This window comes from Oxalobacteraceae bacterium OTU3CINTB1, from assembly GCA_024123955.1.
Taxonomy (GTDB): domain Bacteria; phylum Pseudomonadota; class Gammaproteobacteria; order Burkholderiales; family Burkholderiaceae_D; genus Rugamonas.
This window is the reverse complement of record CP099652.1, coordinates 1,101,579-1,121,043: the sequence shown is the minus strand read 5'-3', so window position 1 is coordinate 1,121,043 and position 19,465 is coordinate 1,101,579. Positions and strand designations below refer to the sequence as shown.

Below are 19,465 nucleotides of genomic sequence, written 5' to 3'. Positions count from 1 at the left end.
AGAAAACGGCCGGCGCCACCGATGAGTTGACCGCCCTTACAACCTCTTACCGACTCTTACACTCGCTTACAAACGGTCGAAAATCCAGTAAGATGTCCCGCGTCAGCAAGATAACCACAACCTAGGAATGAACATGCGTCTCACAGTGTTAGCCCTCGCCGCCGGCATCGCCTTTCAGGCACACGCCCAACAACCCGTCGTCGCCGAGGCGCCGCTGCGCGCCCACCTGTCCTTCCTGGCCGACGACCTGTTCGAAGGGCGCGGCACCGGCCAGCGCGGCGGCGACCTGACGGTGCGCTACCTGGAGACGCAGGCCGCCATCATTGGCCTCAAACCGCTGGCCGGCGGCGGCTACCGCCAGTCCGTCAAGATCGAGGGCACCAAGCTGCTGCCCGGGAGCCTGGTGCGCTTCGACGCCGGCGGCAAGACCATCGCCCCCAAGACCGGCACCGAGATCGTCTTCGGCACCATGAGCGGCAAACAGGACGTCACCGTCGACGCGCCGCTGGTGTTCGTCGGCTACGGCGCCAGCGCGCCGGAGGAAAATTGGGACGACTACAAGGGCGTCGACATGAAGGGCAAGATCCTGGTCATGATGGTCAACGACCCGCAGCCGACCGCCGAGGAGCCCAACCGCTTCGCCGGCAAGGCCTACACCTACTACGGCCGCTGGCTGTACAAGTTCGAGGAGGCGGTGCGGCGCGGCGCCGCCGGCGCGCTGCTGATCCACACCACGCCATCGGCCTCCTACCCGTGGAGCGTGCCGGCCAACGGCTTTGGCCACGAGCGCTTCCACCTGGCCGGCAAGGGCAACCCGGTCGAGGGCTGGCTGCAGGAGGACACCGCGCGGGCGCTGTTCGCCGCCGCCGGCTTCGACCTGGACGCGCTGCGCGCCAAGGCCGAGCGGCGCGACTTCACGCCGGTCGACCTCAACATCAAGGTCCACGCCGAGGTGCGCAGCGCCGTGCGCCAGATCGAGCAGTTCAACGTCGCCGGCATCGTCCCGGGCACCGACGCCAAGCTGAAGGAACAGGCGGTGATCTATTCGGCCCACTGGGACCACCTGGGCATCGACGAGGGCGTGCGCCGCGACGACAAGACCGACCATACCTATAACGGCGCCATCGACAACGCATCCGGCACCGCCGCGCTGCTGGTCATGGCCGCCGAGGCGGTCAAGCACCCGGCCAGGCGCACCCAGATCTTCCTGTGGCCGGCGGCCGAGGAACAGGGCCTGCTGGGCAGCGCCGCCTACGTGCAAAACCCGGCCTGGCCGCTCGACAAGACCACGGCCGACCTCAACCTCGACAGCATGAACTTCGTCGGCAAGACCAGCGATATCGGCGTCGCCGGCGCCGAGCGCAGCAGCCTGTACGAGGCCGCCGGCGCGGTCGCCAAAAAAATGGGCCTGACCCTGGCGCCGGCCATCCCGGACCTGTCGGGCGCCTTCTTCCGCGCCGACCATTTCAATTTTGCCAAGGCCGGCGTGCCGGCCTTTAACGTCGGCTCGGCCGTGTTCTCCGGCGACGGCCACTTCACCTTCGTCAAAGACCTCGAACCGTCGCGCGCCAAGCTGGTCGCTTTCAAGAAGGACTACCACCAGGTCACCGACGAGTACCGTCCGGAGTGGGATTTGTCGGGCATGGTGCAGCAGGCGCAGTTCACCCTCAACCTGGGCTACGCGGTGGCCAACGCCCCGGCCATGCAGACCTGGAAGGCCGGCGACGCCTTCGGCAAGGTCAAGCGCTAACCGACAAGGGCCAAACAACGCCGGCCAATCCGGCCGGCGTCTGATATATGCCACAGAGCAACACCCGAAACGCCCTATAATGCTGACAGGCATGTTCGGGTGGCGTATGACTTTCAATTTCTTCAGGCTTGTCGTTTTACTCACGACGCCCGCGCTGCGGCGCGCCGGCGCCGCCATGGCGCTGGCGCTCGCGTTCTGGCTGGCGCCCTTCGCGGCCCACGCCGCCCAGGACAACTTCAACGGCGGCAACGTCACCGGCTGCACGCGCGCCGGCAGCACCTACAACTGCCCCACCCTGTCGCAAGTCAACGACATCACCATCGCCAGCGGCTACACGGTGGTGGTCGGCACCGACGTGTCCTTCACTTATGCCCAGGTACTGAAGATGAGCGGCAGCGCCGTCTTGCGCGCCAGCGGCGACCTCGATCTGCGCGGCCTGCAAACCAACAACACCCAGGTGGCGGGCGGCACGTTGGCCGCCGACGACACCTTCCGACTCGGCGCGAACGACCAGACCGTCACGGCCAACGTCACCGCCGCCGCCATCGCCACCGGCGGTCCGTCGACCCGCATCAACGGCAATGTCACCGTCGGCGGCCTGGCCAACCTCGGCTCGAGCACCACCATCACCGGCACCTTGACGGCGGCAACGGTGACGGCAGGCTCGAGCCTGCGCATCGACGGCGGCATCGACGCCAGCGGCACCGTCAGCCTGAGCTCGGCCTCCACCGTCAAGGGCGGCATCACCGGCATCCCCGGCATCAACGGCGGGCGCAGCGGCGCCGTCACCACCGGCTCGAGCTCCACCATCAGCGGTAACATCTCCGCCTCGGCCTTCACCTTGGCCTCGGGCAGCAGCCTGGCGGGCGACATCGACGCCCCCACGGTCGAACTGAGCGCGGCCAACGCCATTGTCGTCGGCAACATCACCGCCACCACCTCGCTGGTGGTCGGCAGCGGCGCCAGCGTCACCGGCAAGATCGACTCGCCCAAGGTCGATCTGAACGCCTCCGGCGTCACCATCAAGGGCGACATCAACGCCGGCACCTCGCTCACGATCGGCAGCGGCAACACCGTCAACGGCAACCTCACCGGCACCGCCTTGACGATCGCCGCGTCCAACGTCGTCGTCAACGGCAACGTCACGATGAAGGGCGACATCGACATCGGCTCGGGCGCCACCATCAACGGCGACCTGTCGGCGCGCAACGTCACCACCCACGCCTCGGGCGACAACATCAACGGCAACGCCTCGGTCAACGCCATCTTCCTCGACTACGGCGCCAGCGTCAGCAAGACCATCACCTGCACCGGCGCCGGCGCCTCGGGCTGCAGCTGCGTCACCCGGGCCGACAGCAACTACAAGCCCACCTGCGGCGCGCCGCCGCCGTCGGGCGTGCACCATTTCCGCATCACCCAACCGGGCAGCGCGCTCACCTGCCAGCCGCAGCCGGTCACCGTCACCGCCTGCGCCAACAGCGCCTGCGCGCTCCCCAACTACACCGGCACGGCCACCGTCACGCTGCAGCCGGGCGGCAAATCGTTCAGCTTCAGCGGCGGCGAGACCACCAGCGCCACGGTCGAGCAGACCACGGCCGGCACCGCCACCTTGTCGGCCACGGGCGCGCTCAACGCCGCCACCTGCGTCAACACCAGCACCAGCGACCCGTCGCTGCAGTGCCAGATGAAATTTGGCACCACCGGACTGGACATCTCGGCCAGCAACCACGTGTCGATGGCCGGCGGCGCCACCGTCACCATCCAGGCGAAGAAGGCCTCCGCGCAAAACCAGAGCTGCGTGCCGCTGGTGGCCAACCAGACGGTCAACATCGACCTGTCGTGCGCGTTCGACAGCCCGGCGGCCGACAAGGCCGCCGACGTCAACGTCAAGGTCGGCAGCGCCAGCCTGGACTGCCGCAAAGCCGCCGTCGCCGTGCCGTTCGCCTTCGACAAGGACGGCTACGCCACTGTGCCGCTGCAATACGCCGAGGTCGGCAGGATCAATCTCAACGGCAGCTTCGCCGGCGCCGGCTTCAACGCCATCGGCAGCAGCAGCTTCATCGCCGCGCCCAAGGAGTTCCTGATCGAGGCGACCAGCGTGCTGACCAAAGCCAACACCGCGACCATGGCGGCCGACGGCGTGTTCGCCAGGGCCAGCGAGGGCTTCATCGTCAAGATCAGCGCCGTCAACGGCGACAAGAAGGTCACCACCAACTTCGGCAAGGAAACTTCGGCCGAAGGCATCACGATCACCTCCGGCATCGCCAACATCGATGCCAACGGCAACCCGGACGCCGCCCGCAAGAACGGCTTGATCACCGCCGGCAAGTTCAAGGTCGTCAGCGGCGGCGTCTACACCAGCTTGGACGACGCCACCGGGCTGTGGAGCTTCAGCGACACCGGCGCGATCAAACTGGACGTGACCTTGTTCAACCCCACCGGCTATTACATGGGCTTTGCCGACAAGGCCTTCAAAACGGCCGGCACGCTGACCGTGGCCCGCTTCGTTCCGGACCACTTCGACACGGTGCTGATGAGCAACCAGGAGGTCGACGGCTCCGTCGCCCCGCCAGCCATCCCGGCCGAGGGCCGCAGCATGAGCTGTGCCGGCCTGAGCGACGCCACCCGGCCGTGCGGCCCGGCCACGACCAGCTTCGTCCATTCCGGCCAGCCGTTCTTCGTCAAGGTGCTGGCCTACAACGGCGCGACGCCGCCGGCGCTCACGCTGAACCACTCGGGCGCCTACGCCAAGGCGGTGACGCTGTCGGCGCTGACGGCCGCCGGCGGCAGCGTCGCCACGGCCGGCGGCCAGCTCGACTGGATACGCCCGGCCGACGGGGCCTTAACCACCGGCGTCAATTTCGCTTTCGACAAGGGCGTCGGCAAGTTGGCGGCGCCGGTCGACAACATGCCCCGCTTCCTCTTCAGCGCCAAGGACGTGCTGCCGGTGACGACCTATATCCGCGCCGTGGACAGCGACGGCGTCACCTCCAAACGCCCCACGCCGCCCGCCCCGGCGCCCCAGATCGTCTCGGTCGAGGCGCCGCTGACGGTGGTCAGCGGCCGTTTGCTGGTCGCCAATACCTACGGCTCGCCCAACGGCAGCGTGCCGGTCGACGCCAGCGCGCAGTACTACATGCCGGTCGGCTACGTGTTCAACCCGCAGGTGCAGGCGACCAGCGGGGCGATCGCCAACTTCATCAAGTTCGACAATTGCGTCAAGGGCCTGGCCGGCCGCTGCCCGGCGATGAAGGCGGCCCCCGCGCCGTCCACGCTGGTGCTCAAGAACGGCAAGGGCACCTTCCGCGTGGCGCCGCCCACGCCGGTGACGACCGAGATCGGCTGGGCCGAGGTCTCGCTCGGATCGCTGATCTACTACCTGCCCAGCAGCGTCGGCCGCGCCACCTTCGGCATCTACCGTTCCGGCCCGGTGGTCTACCGGCGCGAGGTGTACTAACGCGCCCGCTCCGGCCGCGCGCGCTGCAAGGGCGCGCGAAACAAGGTAGGATGGCCGCTTTCTGCCCCTACAAGGAACGCCATGGAAACCAATTCGAAGTGGATCGACGTCGACACCGCCGACGGCAAGTTTGAAGCCTACCTGTCGCTGCCGCGCTCCGGCAAGGGCCCGGGCATCGTGTTGCTTCAGGAAATCTTCGGCGTCAACCAGCACATCCGCAACGTCGCCGACCAGTACGCCGCCGACGGCTACGTGGTGCTGGCGCCGGACCTGTTCTGGCGCGAGGGCGCCCACATCGAACTGGCCTACGACGGCGACGGCTGGAAGCGCGCCGTCGAACTGATGAACGCCACCGACGTCGACCGCGCCCAGGCCGACATCGCCGCCACCGTCAAGGTGCTGCGCGGGCTCGACGCCGTCGCCGCCCACAAGGTCGCCTCGGTCGGCTACTGCTTCGGCGGCAAGCTGTCCTACCACACCCTGGCCAACGGCCTGGTCGACGCCGGCGTGTGCTACTACGGCGGCGGCATCCAGAATGGGCTGGACCGCGCCGACCAGATCAAGGGACCGATGCTGATGCACTTCGGCGGCGCCGACAGCCACATCCCGGCCGACGCCGTCAAAAGCATCGCCGAACGCTTCGACAGCAACGACCAGGTCGAGATCCACGTCTACGAGGGCGCCGAGCACGGCTTCAACTGCAACCACCGCGACAGCTACCAGCAGCGCGCCGCCGCCCAGGCGCACGGCCACACGCTGGTGTTCCTCGGCGAACAACTGTAAAGGGGCGCCATGGCACGCCTGACCCTGGACTTCCCCGAAGACCAGTATTATTTCGAGACCCGGATGGCGGTGCGCAGCACCGACATCAACGCCGCCAACCACCTGGGCAACGATTCGATGGTCTCCATGCTGTCGGAGGCGCGCGCGCTGTTCCTGGCGCACTTCGGCGCGCCGGAGATCGACGCCGACGGCCTGGGCACCATCGTCACCGACCTGGCGACGATGTTCAAGGCCGAGGCGCACGCGCGCGACCTGCTGCTGTTCGAGGTGGGGGTGATGGACGTCAACCGCTACGGCGGCGACCTGATCTTCCGCGTCACGCGCCCGGCCGACGGCAAGCTGATCGCCATGGCCAAGTACGGCTTCGTGTTCTTCAACTTCCAGAGCGGCCAGGTGGCGCCGATGCCGAAGGCCTTCCTGGCGCACTTCCCCAAGGCCGCCCAGCCGGGCTGACGGGCTGCCGTGGTCCGGCAGCGGTTCGGCGAATCAGCGGCTGGCCACCTTCGGCACGATGGTTTTGCCGAACCACTCGTCGATCATCTGCTTTTCATAGCGCAGCGGGTCGCTGTCCGAATGGCGGCCCATGCGCTGCTGGTAATTCATGTTCGACAGTTGCTCGTCGCCGCTGCGCAGCACCTGGCCGTTCTCCTCGAGCGTGTAGCGCAGGTGCATCCGCGGCCAATCGGCGCCGCCGCGCATGATGCGGATGTCCTCGCCGCCGCTGCGGCGCGGCCACAGTTGCCCGGCCAGGTCGATATCGAGCACCTCGATCTTGAGGTTCTGGCCGGCCGGCAATCGCTTGTTGAGCGAAGCAAAATACTCGGCGAAATCCTTCTGCAGGCGCTCGCGCTCGATCGGGCTGCGCGGCATGTCGATAAATTCGTCCGGCTTGACGAACGTCACGCTCACGTCGGCCCACGCGGCGCCGCTGGCCAGCAGCGCCAGGGCGGCGGCCAGCAAGGGTTTGGTCATCAGGCGCATTGTGCTACTCCTTCACGGGGTACATTCATAGTAAATAATATAGCCCTTTTCCGCCGTCCCCGCGCGGCCTGAATCGATTTGTTACCAATGCCCGCGCAACCGCAAAGCGCCGCCGTTCCGTCAAAATATTTCACTTCGGGATAGCAATATTGCCCGAATCAAAGTATTGTTCAGCTCATACGTAGTGTTACGTAAAACTAACACAACGCCGTCCCGCCCCGGAGTGTTGTGCAAAGCAGCAGGAAATTTTATTGCTTGTTGTTAATGGCGTGGGACACGATTACAATCAAATTTAATCCATACGTCATTTAGCGGAACGTTCCCCTATGTCCTTTTTGTCATCTGCTTCGCCCAAGTTAGCACCGTGGAAAGTTCTGTTGGTCGATGACGAACCGGACATCCACGACATCACCAAGCTCACCTTGAGCCGCTTCCGCCTCGACGGCCGCGCGCTGACCTTCGTGCACGCCTACAGCGGCGCCGAGGCCAAGGAAGTGCTGGCGCGCGAAAGCGACATCGCGCTTGTGTTCCTCGACGTGGTGATGGAAAAGGAAGACAGCGGCCTCGAAGTGGCGCGCTGGATGCGCCAGGACCTCGACAACCAGTTCACCCGCATCGTTCTGCGCACCGGCCAGCCCGGCCAGGCGCCCGAGGAACGGGTGATCGTCAACTACGACATCAACGACTACAAAGAGAAGACCGAACTCGACCGCACGAAGCTGTTCACCACCACCTTCGCCGCGCTGCGCGCCTACCGCGACATCATGAAGGTCGAGGAAGCCCGCCGTTCGCAGGCCAACTACCGCGAAGGCCTCGAGCGCGTGATCGCCGCCTCGGCCCACATTTTCCAGCAACGCAACCTCAAGGACTTCGCCAACGGCCTGCTGCAGCAAGTGGTCGCGCTGTTGCGCCTCGAGCACAGCATGCTGCTGCGCCTGCGCGGCGCCACCGCCTTCGGCGGCGAGCAGGAATACGAAGTGCTGGCCCAGATCGGCGACGACGAGGGCACCCTGCTCAACGACGCGGTGCTGGCCCAGCTCGACGCGGCCAAGAGCAACAAGATCTCGCGCGTGGAGGGCGACACCTACATCGGCTACTTCCCCAACAACAGCGGCAAGGCCTCGCTGCTGATCCTCAAGGGCGTCGAGGAAATCTCCGAAATCGACACCAAGCTGCTGGAAGTGTTCTGCTCGGGCGTCGCCATCGCCTTCGACAACATCCTGCTGACCCAGGAAATCACCGACACCCAGGCCGAACTGATCCTGCGCCTGGGCGACGTCGTCGAATCGCGCTCCAACGAGGCCGGCAACCACGTGCGCCGCATGGCCGAGGTATGCCACCTGCTGGCCACCGCCGCCGGCATGCCGGAGGACGAGACGGCCGTGCTGCGCCACGCCGCGCCGATGCACGACATCGGCAAGATCGCCACGCCGGACGCGGTGCTGCTCAAGCCGGGCAAGCTCGATGCCGCCGAATGGGAAATCATGAAGCAGCACCCGACGGTGGGCCTGTCGATCCTGGACGGCTCGCAGCGGCCGATCCTCAAGGCGGCGGCGGTCATCGCCCACCAGCACCACGAAAAATTCGACGGCAGCGGCTATCCGCAGGGATTGAAGGGCCATGACATCCACCTGTACGCGCGCATCGTCGCCGTCGCCGACGTCTTCGACGCGCTGATGCACAAGCGCTGCTACAAGGACGCCTGGCCGATCGAAAAAGTGGTCGAACACCTGCGCGAAGTGGCCGGCCAGCACTTGGACCCGGTCTACGTCGACCTCTTGGTGCAAAACATCGACAAAGCCGTCGCCATCAACGAGCGCTTCCCGGACTAGACGCGCATAAGCATATTTGCAATCGGTTGTTGTTAAACGGAATTCCTTGCTCGTAAGATACTGGTCCAGACCAAGCAAGGAATCCGTCATGCCGCGCCACACCCTCCCCCGATTGCCCCTGCGCCGCAGCGTCATCGCCTGCGCGCTGCTGTTGTCGTCGCTGCCAGCCGCCCGGGCGCAGCAAGCGTCCACCACCGACACCGCCGCCATCGACCAGGTCACCGTGGTCGGCTCGCGCGCCCGCAACCGCACCGTGTTCGACAGCGCCGTGCCGATCGACCGCTTTGGCCAGCGCGAGGTGGAAAACGCCCTCGCCAGCGGCGACCTCGGCGCCGCCCTGCAAAACCTGTCGCCGTCGATCAACTTTCCGCGCATCGAATCGAGCGGCGCCGCCGACTCCGTGCGCGGCATCCAGCTGCGCGGCCTCGCGCCCGACCAGGTGCTGGTACTGATCAACGGCAAACGCCGCCACGCCAGCGCGGTGCTCGACACCGAAAGCAGCTTCGCCGGCACCGTACCGGTCGACGTCAACGCCATTCCGCCGGGCGCCATCGACCACATCGAAATCCTGCGCGACGGCGCCGGCGCCCAATACGGCAGCGACGCCGTCGCCGGCGTCATCAACATCGTGCTCAAGAAAGCGCGCAGCGGCGGCTCGGCCTCGGTCAGCTACGGCGCCAACCACACCGACTTCAAGCCGACCAACGACACCAAGACCGACGGCCAGACCAAAATCGTCAGCGCCGACTACGGCGTGCCGGTCGGCGACGCCGGCTTCGTGCGCTTCGGCGCCGAAACGCGCGACCGCAACCCGACCAACCGCGCCGGCCGCAGCGACGCCGGCTGGACCTCGTGGAACTCCACCCCGCAAGACCTGGCGCTCGACGGCCAGGTGGTGTTCAAATCCGGCGACTCGCAGCAAAAAAACCACTACCTGTTCTACAACGCGCTGGTGCCGCTGGGGGCCGGCGTGGACGCCTATTCCTTCGCCACAGTCAACAAGCGAAAGTCCGACGGCAGCGCCTACTTCCGCTACCCCGGCGACCCGTCCAACGTGTCAGCCATCTACCCCAACGGCTACCGCCCGAACACCAACGGCGACATGACCGACACCAGTATCGTTGCCGGCCTGCGCTTGGCCAGCGGCGCCTGGAACTGGGACCTGAGCGCCCGCCACGGCGGCAACAAGTTCGACTACGACCTGTCCAACTCGGTCAACGCCTCGCTGGGCGCCGCCAGCCCGACCAGCTTCCACCTCGCCACCTTCGACTTCAAGCAAAACGCCGTCAACGCCGACGTCACGCGCGAACTCGATCTGGGCATCGGCGCGCCGCTCAACCTGGCGCTGGGCGCCGAGTACATGCGCGAGAGCTATCAAAGCTCGCCGGGCGACCCGGCCTCGTACGCCGCCGGCACCGTGCCAGGCGCGCCGCCGGGCGCCCAGGCCGGTCCCGGACTGCGCCCGCAGGACGCCTTCGACGGCAGCCGCTCGATCCGCTCGGTCTACGCCGACATCGAAAGCGACGTCACCAGCCGCCTGCTGCTGGGCGCGGCCGCCCGCTACTCGGACTACAGCGACTTCGGCACCGCCAGCACCGGCAAGCTGTCGGCGCGCTACAAACTGAGCGACGGCTTCCTGCTGCGCGGCTCGCTGTCGAACAGCTTCCGCGCGCCGGCGCTGGTGCAGACCGGCTTCCGCTTCTCGACCTTGAACTTCAACGAGGACGGCAGCGCGCTGCAAACGGCCTCGCTGCTGCCGGCCAGCGATCCGCTGGCGCGCGCCTTTGGCGCCGAGTCGCTCAAACCGGAGAAATCCACCAACCTGTCGATCGGCGCCGCCTGGCGTCCGCAGCGCAACACCAGCGTCACCCTGGATGCCTACCGCATCAAGATCCGCGACCGCATCACCCGTACCAGCGACCTGCAAAGCGACGCCGCCACCGCCTACCTGGCCGGCATCGGCCGCACCGACATCCAATCGGTGGCCTACCTGGCCAACCTGCTCGACACCACCACCACCGGCTTCGACGCGGTCGTCAACCACGACCTGCCGTTCGCGGGCGGCAAGCTCGACCTGAACGCGGCGCTCAACCTGAACAAGACCCGCATCGACAAGGCGCGCCAAAGTTCCGCCGCGCTGTCGCAGATCGACCCGGACCTGACCTTGTTGACCGACATGAGCCTGTTCCGCATCCGCAACGCCTCGCCCAGGAACAAGCTCGTACTGAGCGCCGACTGGCAGGCGGCGCAGTGGAGCCTGCAAGCCAAGGCCACCCGTTTCGGCCCGCTCAAGGACTTCTCCTACGACCAGGACGCCGAGGTCATCGACGGCGTCAACGCCCAGCGCTTCGGCGCCGTCTGGACCCTGGATCTGGAGGCGCAATACAAGCTGACCAAACAGCTGACGGTGGCCGTCGGCGGCGACAACATCCTCGACCGCTACCCGCAGCGCGTGCGCCAGACTAACAACGCCACCTATGGCGGCGCGCTGCCGTACAATTTTATTAATCCGATCGGTCTCAACGGCGCCTATTTCTACGGCCGCCTGCGCTACACTTTCTAAGCTCAAAATTTAATCGGGAAAAACATGAAGCTCTCCAAACTGCTCGCCACCGCCTGCCTCGGCGCTTTGATAACTGCGCAAGTTTATGCGGCGGATGCCAAGAACGCCCTGGTCCTGATGACCGACTTCGGCACCTCCGACGGCGCCGTCTCGGCGATGCACGGCGTCGCCTACGGCGTCGACCCAACGCTGCAGGTCTCCGACCTGACCCACAACATTCCCGACTACGACATCTGGCTCGGCGCCTACCGCCTGTACCAGACCGCCAATTACTGGCCCAAGGGCAGCGTGTTCGTCTCGGTGATCGACCCCGGCGTCGGCACGGCCCGCAAGTCGGTGGTATTGAAAACCAAGGAAGGCCGCTACTTCGTCGGCCCCGACAACGGCCTGTTCACGCTGATCGCCGAGCGCGACGGCGTGGCCGAACTGCGCGAGATCGACGAAAAGGTCAACCGCCTGGCCGGCTCGGCCGAGTCGTACACCTTCCACGGCCGCGACGTCTACGCCTTCGTCGGCGCGCGCCTGGCCTCGGGCGCCATCACCTACGAGCAGGTCGGCCCGGTGCTGCCGAGCGAATCGGTGGTCAAGATCGCGTACCAAAAGGCGGTCCGCAACGGCAATACCATTCGCGGCATCATCCCGGTGCTCGACGTCAAATACGGCAACGTCTGGACCAACATCCCGAAATCGCTGTTCGACGAGCTGAAGGTCGGCGTGCATGAACAGGTGCAGGTGCGCATCCTGCACAACGGCAAACAGATCGACAAGCTGATCGCGCCGTTCGAACACACCTTCGGCGGCGTGGCCAAGGGCAAGCCGCTGGTCTACCTCAACAGCCTGCTGGACGTGGCCGTCGCCATCAGCCAGGGCAACTACGCCGCCAGGCACAAGATCGAATCGGGCGTGGACTGGGAAGTGGAAATCACCAAAGTGCCGTCGAAATGAAGAGCGGCCTGCTGGCACTGGCTTGGGCGTTGTCGCTGAGCGCGGCGGCGGCGCCCTGCCTGCCGACGGCCGAGCTGATCGAGCGCGACCGGCAGTACGAAGAAGCGTTGCGCGTCGGCGACGTCGCCTTCCTCGACCGCTGGCTGGCGGACGACTACGTCTGGGTGCACAACCTGGCGTCGCAGACGGAAGGCAAGGCGGCGGTGCTGGAGCGTTCGAAGAAGCCCGCCGTCGTCCACAAATCGCGCACGACCAGCGACGTCCACGCCCATGTCGGCGGCGACACGGTGGTGCTGCGCGGTCTGAGCACGGTCGAGCAATGGAATGCCGGCGGCAAGACCTGGCGCAGCAACCGCTATCAGTTCATGCGCACCTACGTCAACGTCGGCGGCCAGTGCAGGCTGCTGTCGGTGCAAACGATGAAGGTGTGGTCGAGCCCGGCTGGCGGCTGATCGCCGGGTAACGTGCGGAGTCAAGCCTCGGCGTGTTGCACGGCCTCTGACGCCCCGACCGGCGCGATCTGATCGATCGCCCGCTGAATCATTCGACGTAACTGCGAATAATCTTCGGGCGCCACTGCGGCGTCGCTGCCGTCAACAATCCTATTGCGAAGCGCCAACAAAGCCCGCGCCTCTTCAAATTCCGCATTGGATATCAACCCGTTTGAGGCCGCACGGTCGAGGCGGTAAAGATCCGTATCGCCATCCCTGTCAAAGCCTTCCTGAATGGCGAACAGCCTCAACGCCGCGATGTAGACGATCCACAATCTGGTCAGCATACCCGGCGTGGCTTGAGACTCGCGAGCTAACAGATCGATCTCGCGTAAATGCTGCAGCAATCCGTCAACGTCAAGATCACCGAACTCACCCGAAGTGTTCACTTCGGGGTCTACATTCGGAACCGTGGCACAGGACATCTGCCAACCGGGATGCCGTTCAACCTCCTCCCACAGCCGCATGAAGGCGGCAACGTCCCTGACACCCTCCGTTTTAACGTCGATGAGCATGTTTTCGCTACCCTTGGTGGCCAAAATCTCCGGTTGATAGTTCCCTAAGAAAGAGGGAAGGGACTCGGCAGGCGGTTCGAATACGACAGTGTAGCCGCGACGCTGGTAAGCTTCGGCAATTCGCCGCAAAGCGCGAAGTTCCTGAACGGTTTTCATCTCATCTCCTCGGCCAGTTCGCACGAATCCGAAATCGCCACATAGACGCACGTATCGCCTGTTGCAATAGCTTGGGCCAGCTTGGCTGGCAAGCCATCCTTGTTGTGATTCACATCCACGCCGCGCACATGCGCAGACACGTCCCGAATCATGGAATCATCGGCATAAATTAACGCACACAACGCATCTTGCACGGGTTTTACGAAATTATTAATGTCGCCAGGCCGTGGACTATGGGACAGGTAAACCATGGTGAATTTTAGCGGATAGTTCACCAAGGGGCGCGCCGGCCATGCAAGCCTTGCACGACCATAAACGTAATCGGTCCATGCCCTTCTATGCGACGCATCCTTTGTCTGATAAGAATACGCGCGGCACGGCAGCACGAAGTCTACGATGAGCGGCATGCTACTTTCCTCGTTTGATCGCTTGAATAAGACTGATAGTCTGTCATCGCCACACACAGCGCGGCTGACGTACATCAAAGCGCATCACACCTATGCAGACCAGGCTGCTTGGCGTCGACCGGCTGGACATCGGTTACTATCTTGTCAACTCAACTTTTCGATGCACCTATTCATGACCGTCCATAAGAAGCACCAGCTCAGCCTCCTCCCCCTGGCGTTCGCCGCGTTCGCGGCGCCGTGCTTCGGCGCCACCGACTGGAATGCCATCGCCCGCGCCGACATGAAATTCGCCATCGACAAGGTACGCAGCAGCCATGCGGGCAGCGTCAGCGGCCAGATCGATGTCGCCGCGCCGCTCGAGGCCGGCGCGCGCACCGGCATGCTGGAAGCGGCCGACGCCAAAACCGAGCAGGACTACAAGCGCGCGCTGGTGCGCTTCATCGCCGGCTTCGGCGATCCGCACACCGGCATCCGGCTCGATCTGACGACCAAGGCCTGGACTGGCGTCGTGCTCGATCACGTCGACGGCAAATTCCGCGTCGTCTGGTCGGAACCGGACTGGCCGCAACCGCTGCCGCCGCGCGGCGCCGTGGTGCAGAGCTGCGACAACGTCTGGATCGGCACCTACCTCAAAAGCAATGTCGCCCCGTTCAGCAACCACAGCCTGGAATATCCGACCACGCTCAGCGAACTGGCGCGCGTCGCCATGTTCGACACCGGCCTCGGCTGGACGCCGAAGCAATGCGCGGTCGAACAAGCCGACGGCTCCACCCGCCAGTACGCGTTGCCGCTGCGCGCGCTGGCCGACGGCATCGGCGACGCCCGCATCGACGCGGTGCGCAAGCACTACAAGGCCAAGGCGCGGCCCGTCGGCCTGTACCGGCTGGCGGCCGACAAGCAATGGGTCGGCATGCCGACCTTCAACGGCGCCGTTGCGGGTGAAGCCTACACGGCGCTGTATCCACAACTGGCCGCGCTCAAGCACACCGGCTGGATCATCTTCGACCTGCGCGGCAACGGCGGCGGCGACTCCAGCTGGGGCAACCGCGCCTTGCAGGCGCTGTACGGCGAGGCCTATGGCGAGCAACTGGGCAACACCGCCTCCTATGTCAAATCACTGATCGCCGACCAGGCCACGATCGACCAATATCGGCAATTTGCCAGCAAGAAGGAATTCGCCGCATCGAAAGCGGCCTTTGACGAGGCTATCGTGAAACTGGAGGCGTCGCTGGCCAGAGGCGAACCGCTGGCGCGGGTCGACGACACCAGCAAGGACGACGCCACAGCCCTCGCCGCCAAGGTGCGCCGGCGGCCGGGCGGCCCGCGCGTGGCCGCCATCATCGATCGCGGCTGCTTCAGCTCGTGCATGAACTTCGTGCAGCAGATCTCGTCCATGTCCGACACGGTGCTGCTGGGCGAACCGACGATCGGCTACTCGCCGTACGGCGAAATCGGCCGATACGAGCTCCCCAGCGGCCAAGGCGCGCTCTTCGTGCCGTCGGCGATCTACACCGCCTTCCAGGCCACGCGCGAACCGTTCGTGCCGGCGGTACGCTACGACGGCAACATGGCCGACGACGACAAGCTGATGAAATGGGTGGACGCCACGCTGACACGCATGAAGTCGAGCAAAACGAACTGACCGGCGCATTCCATTGAATTTCACCCCACCACCATGAAGCCCAGAATCATGAAGCAATTTTTAATACTTGTCCCAATTGTCTTCGGACTGCTACTCGGCGGATGCCAAGCTAACCCAGGCCAGCGCACTGCGCCGGATGCGATTCGTCTGCAGACTGATGGCCTTTTCGAGAAACTTGTCGCGGTCAGGCGAGATATCCACCAGCACCCTGAAGTGGCGGGCAACGAATCTCGAACTGCAGCGACTATAGCCGCGCACTTGCGTGAAATGGGGCTGGAAGTTCAGACTGGCCAGTACGGCCACAGTGTTATCGGAATACTGCGGGGCGGGCACCCGGGGAAGACGGTTGCATGGCGAGCCGACCTTGATGCGCTTCCGGGCGAGTTCAGGGATCCCGCGCCCTTCAGGTCGCAGAATCCCGGTGTTCACCATGCCTGTGGACACGATATCCACATCGCCATCGCATTGGGAATCGCCGAGATCCTTGCCAGGCAGCGGGAGTTCTTGCACGGAACGGTCGTCTTCGTGTTTCAGCCGGAAGAGGAGACCTTCAAGGGAGCAAAGGCCCTCATTGACCGGGGCGCTTTCTCGTCCATCGCTCCGGATGAGATCTATGGCGTGCACGTGACGGCATTGCCCGTTGGGCAGATTTTAGTCCGGGCGAATGAGATGTTCGCATATCAACGGCGTGTCCGCATCCGGCTAAAAAACGAATTGTCGAAGGCAGAGATAATGCAGTTGACGAGGAATGTGAACCGTGAGCTGTCTCGGAGCCGGACTGGCGCAAAGCCTTGGGAAATCCAGAATATTGACGATCCTGTCATCGGATTGACGTCCCCGGGTACGTGGTTCCAGGACTACCTGATCATGGATGCAACCTTTGATACCCGCACAGAAAAGGAAGCGCTTGTTCTTGAGTTCTATCTATATGAAACAACTGCATCTAAGCTGGGGGGCATCATTTCTCGCGTCGAGCGCGTGGTTGAGGCCAGCGGCCACAAGAGCCAATTGGTCTCCGTGTCGTACGTACAAGAGAATCCGACCGTGCTCAACAACGCCTCACTGACTCGCTTTGCCATCCGAACACTGCAGGGTAGCCGCGGAGTGGACGCGGTCCAGCCATTTTTTGGACAGGTACCGTTCTTCAATGATGACTTCGCCTACTTTCAACAGAAAATTCCGGGTGTGTACTTTTTCCTCGGCGGTTCAAATGCCGGGAAAGGTCTCATTGCAATGAACCATGCGCCGGATTTTCAAGTAGATGAAGAAAGCATCCGAGTCGGCGTCAGCAGCTTCTCGTCCTTGATTATCGCGCGGCTGGAAACGCCTGACCAGGCTGAGCGAGACTAGCGGGCAACGGCGTTCGCAGATGCATGGGCGTTTTCTGATGCTACGTTATTTCGCGTCCGCGTGCTCGTAGCTGAAGATGCGCGACACTTTCCACTCCTTGCCCTGCAAGACCCACAACTGCGTGAACAGCGCGCGCCCGGCCAGGAACTCCGGTTTGTCCTTCGGCAGGACGGTAAACTGGTGTTCGCCGGTCGACAGATAGCCGTAGATAACATCGTCCTTGCGCATCGGGAAAAACTTCACCGTGCCAGGGATGGCGTCGCGGCGCAGCGTATGGTCGCCCGTGCCCATCTCGCTGTTGACGGCGGCCAGCGCCTTCTTGCCGATCAGCGTACCGCCACGATCATGGTAGAACTCGACATCGTCGGCCAGGAACGCGTTCATGGCAACCGGGTCGGCACGATTGTAGGCGGCCCAGTAAGCATTGTCGGCTTGGCGGACGGCAGCCTCCAGGTCGGCCGGTTTCGGCTCGGCCGCCACCACCTGGCCCTGCACCACAAAAAACATCACTGCCAGTAGAATCAGACGTAAGCCCATCATTCCCTGCTCCTTATTTGCGTTTGATCTTGGGGAAGCGCAGCTTGTAGTGCAATCCCATGCCCGGCGCGCTGGCCACCTTGACGGTGCCGCCCAGCGCGCCCGTCACGAGGTTGAACAGGATGTGCGCGCCCAGGCCGCTGCCGCCCGAGCCGCGCTTGGTGGTGAAGAACGGATCGAACAATTGCGCCAGGGTGCCCGTGTCCATGCCGACGCCGTCGTCGCTGTACTCGAAGACGACGAAATCGCCATCGAGCTTGCCGGTGATCTTGATCTTGCCCGACTGCCCTTCCTCGTAGCCGTGCACCAGCGAGTTCATCACCATGTTGGTGACGATCTGCGACACCGCGCCGGGGAAGCTGGCCATTTCGATGCGCTCCTCGCAGTCGATCTCGATGACGATCGGCTTGCCCTTGAGCTTGGGCTGCAGCGACAGCAGCACCTCGTCGAGATACTTGCGCAGGTTGAAGCTGCGGATATCGTCGGACGACTGGTCCACCGCCACCTGCTTGAAGCTGCGCACCAGCGCCGCCGCCCGCTGCGTGTTGGTGGTCATGATGCGCAGCGACTGGTCGATGATGTCGAAGAACTGGTTCAGGCCGTCCTCGTCGAGCACGCCCGCCGCCATGTCCTCGCGCGTGAGCTTGAGTTCCTCCACCAGATGGCTGGTGGCCGTCACGCAAATGCCCAGCGGCGTGTTGATCTCGTGCGCCACGCCGGCCACCAGGCGGCCCAGCGAGGCCAGCTTCTCCTGCCGTACCAGCTCGCCCTGCGCGTCCTTGAGCGACGTCAGCGCCCCTTCCAGCGCCGCGTTCTGCTCTTCCAGCGCATCCTTGGCGCGGCGGATCTCGCGCTCGGCCTGCATGCGCGCGATCGCCACCGCGACGTGGCTGGCCATGAAGGCCAGGATGTCCAGATCGCCCTGGCCGTAGATGACGGCCGGGTCGTAGCTTTGCACGATGATCACGCCATAGGCCTGGTCGCCCAGCAGCATCGGCGCGCCCATCCAGCTGGCGATCTCGACATTGCCCAGCGGCTGGGCGATCTCGCCGGCGGCCACCAGCGCGTTCAAGCCCGCCTTGTCGAGCATGGCCGCCTGCTTGCGCCGCAAAATATACGACGACATGCCGATACCGAAATCGAAGCGCTTGACCGGCGCCTGGTCGTCCTTTTCATCGACGAAATACGGGATGCTGATTTCCTCGGTGTCCGGATGGTAGATCGCGATCAGGAAGTTCTGCGCCGGCACCAGCTCGCTGATGATTTCGTGCAGCCGCGTATTGAGCACATTGCCGCCGGTGGTCGTCGCCGACAGGTTGGCCAGTTCGTACAGCGCGCGCTGGATGGTCTCGGCTCGGCGCCGCTCGGCCACCTCGTGCGCCAGCAGCGCGGTGCGCTCCTGCACCGCGCGTTCGAGTCGGTCCATGCTTTGCAGCCCGCGCAGCGCGCTCGAGACGTGGTTGGCGATCAGCGCGAACAGGGCTTGGTCCTCCTGGCTGAAGGTGTGCTGCTTGTCGTAGCTTTGGATGACGATCGCGCCCAGCACCTGGTTGTTCTGGTCCAGCAGCGGGCAGCCCATCCAGTGTTCGGCGATGGTGCCGATGCCGAAGCCGGCGTTATCCTCGCGTTTGGAGACGTGTTCGGCCGCCGTCATGACCATCGGCTTGCCGCTGGTGATCACCGCCGCAGTAGGCGACTCGCCGGCCACCAGCTCGCACAATTCGCCCGGATCGGGCGGCTCGTCGACCTCGTCGACGAAATAGACGAAGCGCACCTGGTTGGCCGGGCCCTCGTGGTCGCTCAGCGCGACGAAGAAGTTGGCCGCGTACATGATGCGGCCCAGCGCCGCATGCACGGACTGCAAAAACTCGCTGATATCGGTGCAGGTGCTCGATTTCTGTCCGATTTCGAGCAATATTGCCTGAACGGCTTCAAGGCGGGTGAGACGACTTTCCATCGTGTTCCTAAGTGGGGTTGATGCACATAGGAAATACTATCAGGTCAATGCGGCCCGCGGCCAGCGCTTGTCGCAGAAAGCAACGTTTAGGCCGTCGTT

15 protein-coding genes are annotated in these 19,465 nt (G+C 64.4%); 10 read left to right on the top strand and 5 right to left on the bottom strand.

Annotated elements, in window-relative coordinates; translation table 11 throughout:
• The first annotated feature begins 133 nt into the window (after positions 1-133).
• The 4 genes from NHH73_04795 (at position 134) to NHH73_04780 (ending at position 6,443) form a co-directional block, all read left to right on the top strand.
• Positions 134-1,750 (top strand): M28 family peptidase, encoded by a 1,617-nt coding sequence (locus tag NHH73_04795; GenBank protein ID USX27626.1) that lies wholly within the window; start codon positions 134-136, stop codon positions 1,748-1,750.
• Positions 1,751-1,856: 106 nt separating this feature from the next.
• A complete protein-coding gene (locus tag NHH73_04790) occupies positions 1,857-5,207 on the top strand; it encodes a polymer-forming cytoskeletal protein (protein USX27625.1) in 3,351 nt (1,116 codons plus the stop codon).
• An 81-nt stretch (positions 5,208-5,288) separates the two neighbouring features.
• Positions 5,289-5,990 carry a dienelactone hydrolase family protein gene (locus NHH73_04785; protein ID USX27624.1) on the top strand — a complete coding sequence of 234 codons (702 nt, stop codon included), beginning with the start codon at positions 5,289-5,291 and terminating at the stop codon, positions 5,988-5,990.
• A 9-nt stretch (positions 5,991-5,999) separates the two neighbouring features.
• Complete coding sequence (locus NHH73_04780) at positions 6,000-6,443, top strand: thioesterase family protein (GenBank protein ID USX27623.1); 444 nt, start codon at positions 6,000-6,002, stop codon at positions 6,441-6,443.
• Between the two features lie 33 nt (positions 6,444-6,476).
• Here NHH73_04780 and NHH73_04775 read toward each other — a convergent pair whose 3' ends face one another.
• Positions 6,477-6,971, bottom strand: coding sequence for a DUF3016 domain-containing protein (locus NHH73_04775; protein ID USX27622.1), 495 nt, complete (start codon positions 6,969-6,971; stop codon positions 6,477-6,479).
• Between the two features lie 326 nt (positions 6,972-7,297).
• Here NHH73_04775 and NHH73_04770 point away from each other — a divergent pair, with 326 nt between their 5' ends.
• From NHH73_04770 to NHH73_04755, 4 genes are all read left to right on the top strand, one after another.
• Positions 7,298-8,803, top strand: coding sequence for a DUF3369 domain-containing protein (locus NHH73_04770; protein ID USX27621.1), 1,506 nt, complete (start codon positions 7,298-7,300; stop codon positions 8,801-8,803).
• A gap of 88 nt (positions 8,804-8,891) precedes the next feature.
• Positions 8,892-11,366 (top strand): TonB-dependent receptor, encoded by a 2,475-nt coding sequence (locus tag NHH73_04765; protein USX27620.1) that lies wholly within the window; start codon positions 8,892-8,894, stop codon positions 11,364-11,366.
• Positions 11,367-11,390: 24 nt separating this feature from the next.
• Positions 11,391-12,311 (top strand): S-adenosyl-l-methionine hydroxide adenosyltransferase family protein, encoded by a 921-nt coding sequence (locus tag NHH73_04760; GenBank protein ID USX27619.1) that lies wholly within the window; start codon positions 11,391-11,393, stop codon positions 12,309-12,311.
• Positions 12,308-12,763, top strand: a complete 456-nt coding sequence (locus tag NHH73_04755) for a nuclear transport factor 2 family protein (GenBank protein USX27618.1) — start codon at positions 12,308-12,310, stop codon at positions 12,761-12,763. Before NHH73_04760 ends, NHH73_04755 begins: the two co-directional genes overlap by 4 nt.
• Before the next feature lie 20 nt (positions 12,764-12,783).
• Here NHH73_04755 and NHH73_04750 read toward each other — a convergent pair whose 3' ends face one another.
• Together NHH73_04750 and NHH73_04745 are read right to left on the bottom strand one after the other, a co-directional pair.
• On the bottom strand, positions 12,784-13,473 hold the full coding sequence (locus tag NHH73_04750; protein USX27617.1) for a hypothetical protein: 690 nt from the start codon (positions 13,471-13,473) through the stop codon (positions 12,784-12,786).
• Positions 13,470-13,880 carry a RusA family crossover junction endodeoxyribonuclease gene (locus NHH73_04745; protein USX27616.1) on the bottom strand — a complete coding sequence of 137 codons (411 nt, stop codon included), beginning with the start codon at positions 13,878-13,880 and terminating at the stop codon, positions 13,470-13,472. The genes NHH73_04750 and NHH73_04745 overlap by 4 nt, the downstream gene beginning before the upstream one ends.
• Before the next feature lie 172 nt (positions 13,881-14,052).
• On the opposite strand from NHH73_04745, the gene NHH73_04740 reads away from it, so the two are divergent.
• Both NHH73_04740 and NHH73_04735 read left to right on the top strand, forming a co-directional pair.
• Positions 14,053-15,522, top strand: a complete 1,470-nt coding sequence (locus tag NHH73_04740; GenBank protein USX27615.1) for a S41 family peptidase — start codon at positions 14,053-14,055, stop codon at positions 15,520-15,522.
• 48 nt (positions 15,523-15,570) lie between these two features.
• Positions 15,571-16,872 carry an amidohydrolase gene (locus tag NHH73_04735; protein USX27614.1) on the top strand — a complete coding sequence of 434 codons (1,302 nt, stop codon included), beginning with the start codon at positions 15,571-15,573 and terminating at the stop codon, positions 16,870-16,872.
• Between the two features lie 45 nt (positions 16,873-16,917).
• Here NHH73_04735 and NHH73_04730 read toward each other — a convergent pair whose 3' ends face one another.
• Both NHH73_04730 and NHH73_04725 read right to left on the bottom strand, forming a co-directional pair.
• Positions 16,918-17,412: a nuclear transport factor 2 family protein gene (locus NHH73_04730; protein ID USX27613.1), complete on the bottom strand. Its 495-nt coding sequence runs from the start codon at positions 17,410-17,412 to the stop codon at positions 16,918-16,920.
• A gap of 10 nt (positions 17,413-17,422) precedes the next feature.
• Entirely contained in the window at positions 17,423-19,366 is a 1,944-nt protein-coding gene (locus NHH73_04725; protein ID USX27612.1) for a GAF domain-containing sensor histidine kinase, read from the bottom strand.
• Between the last annotated feature and the right edge of the window lie 99 nt (positions 19,367-19,465).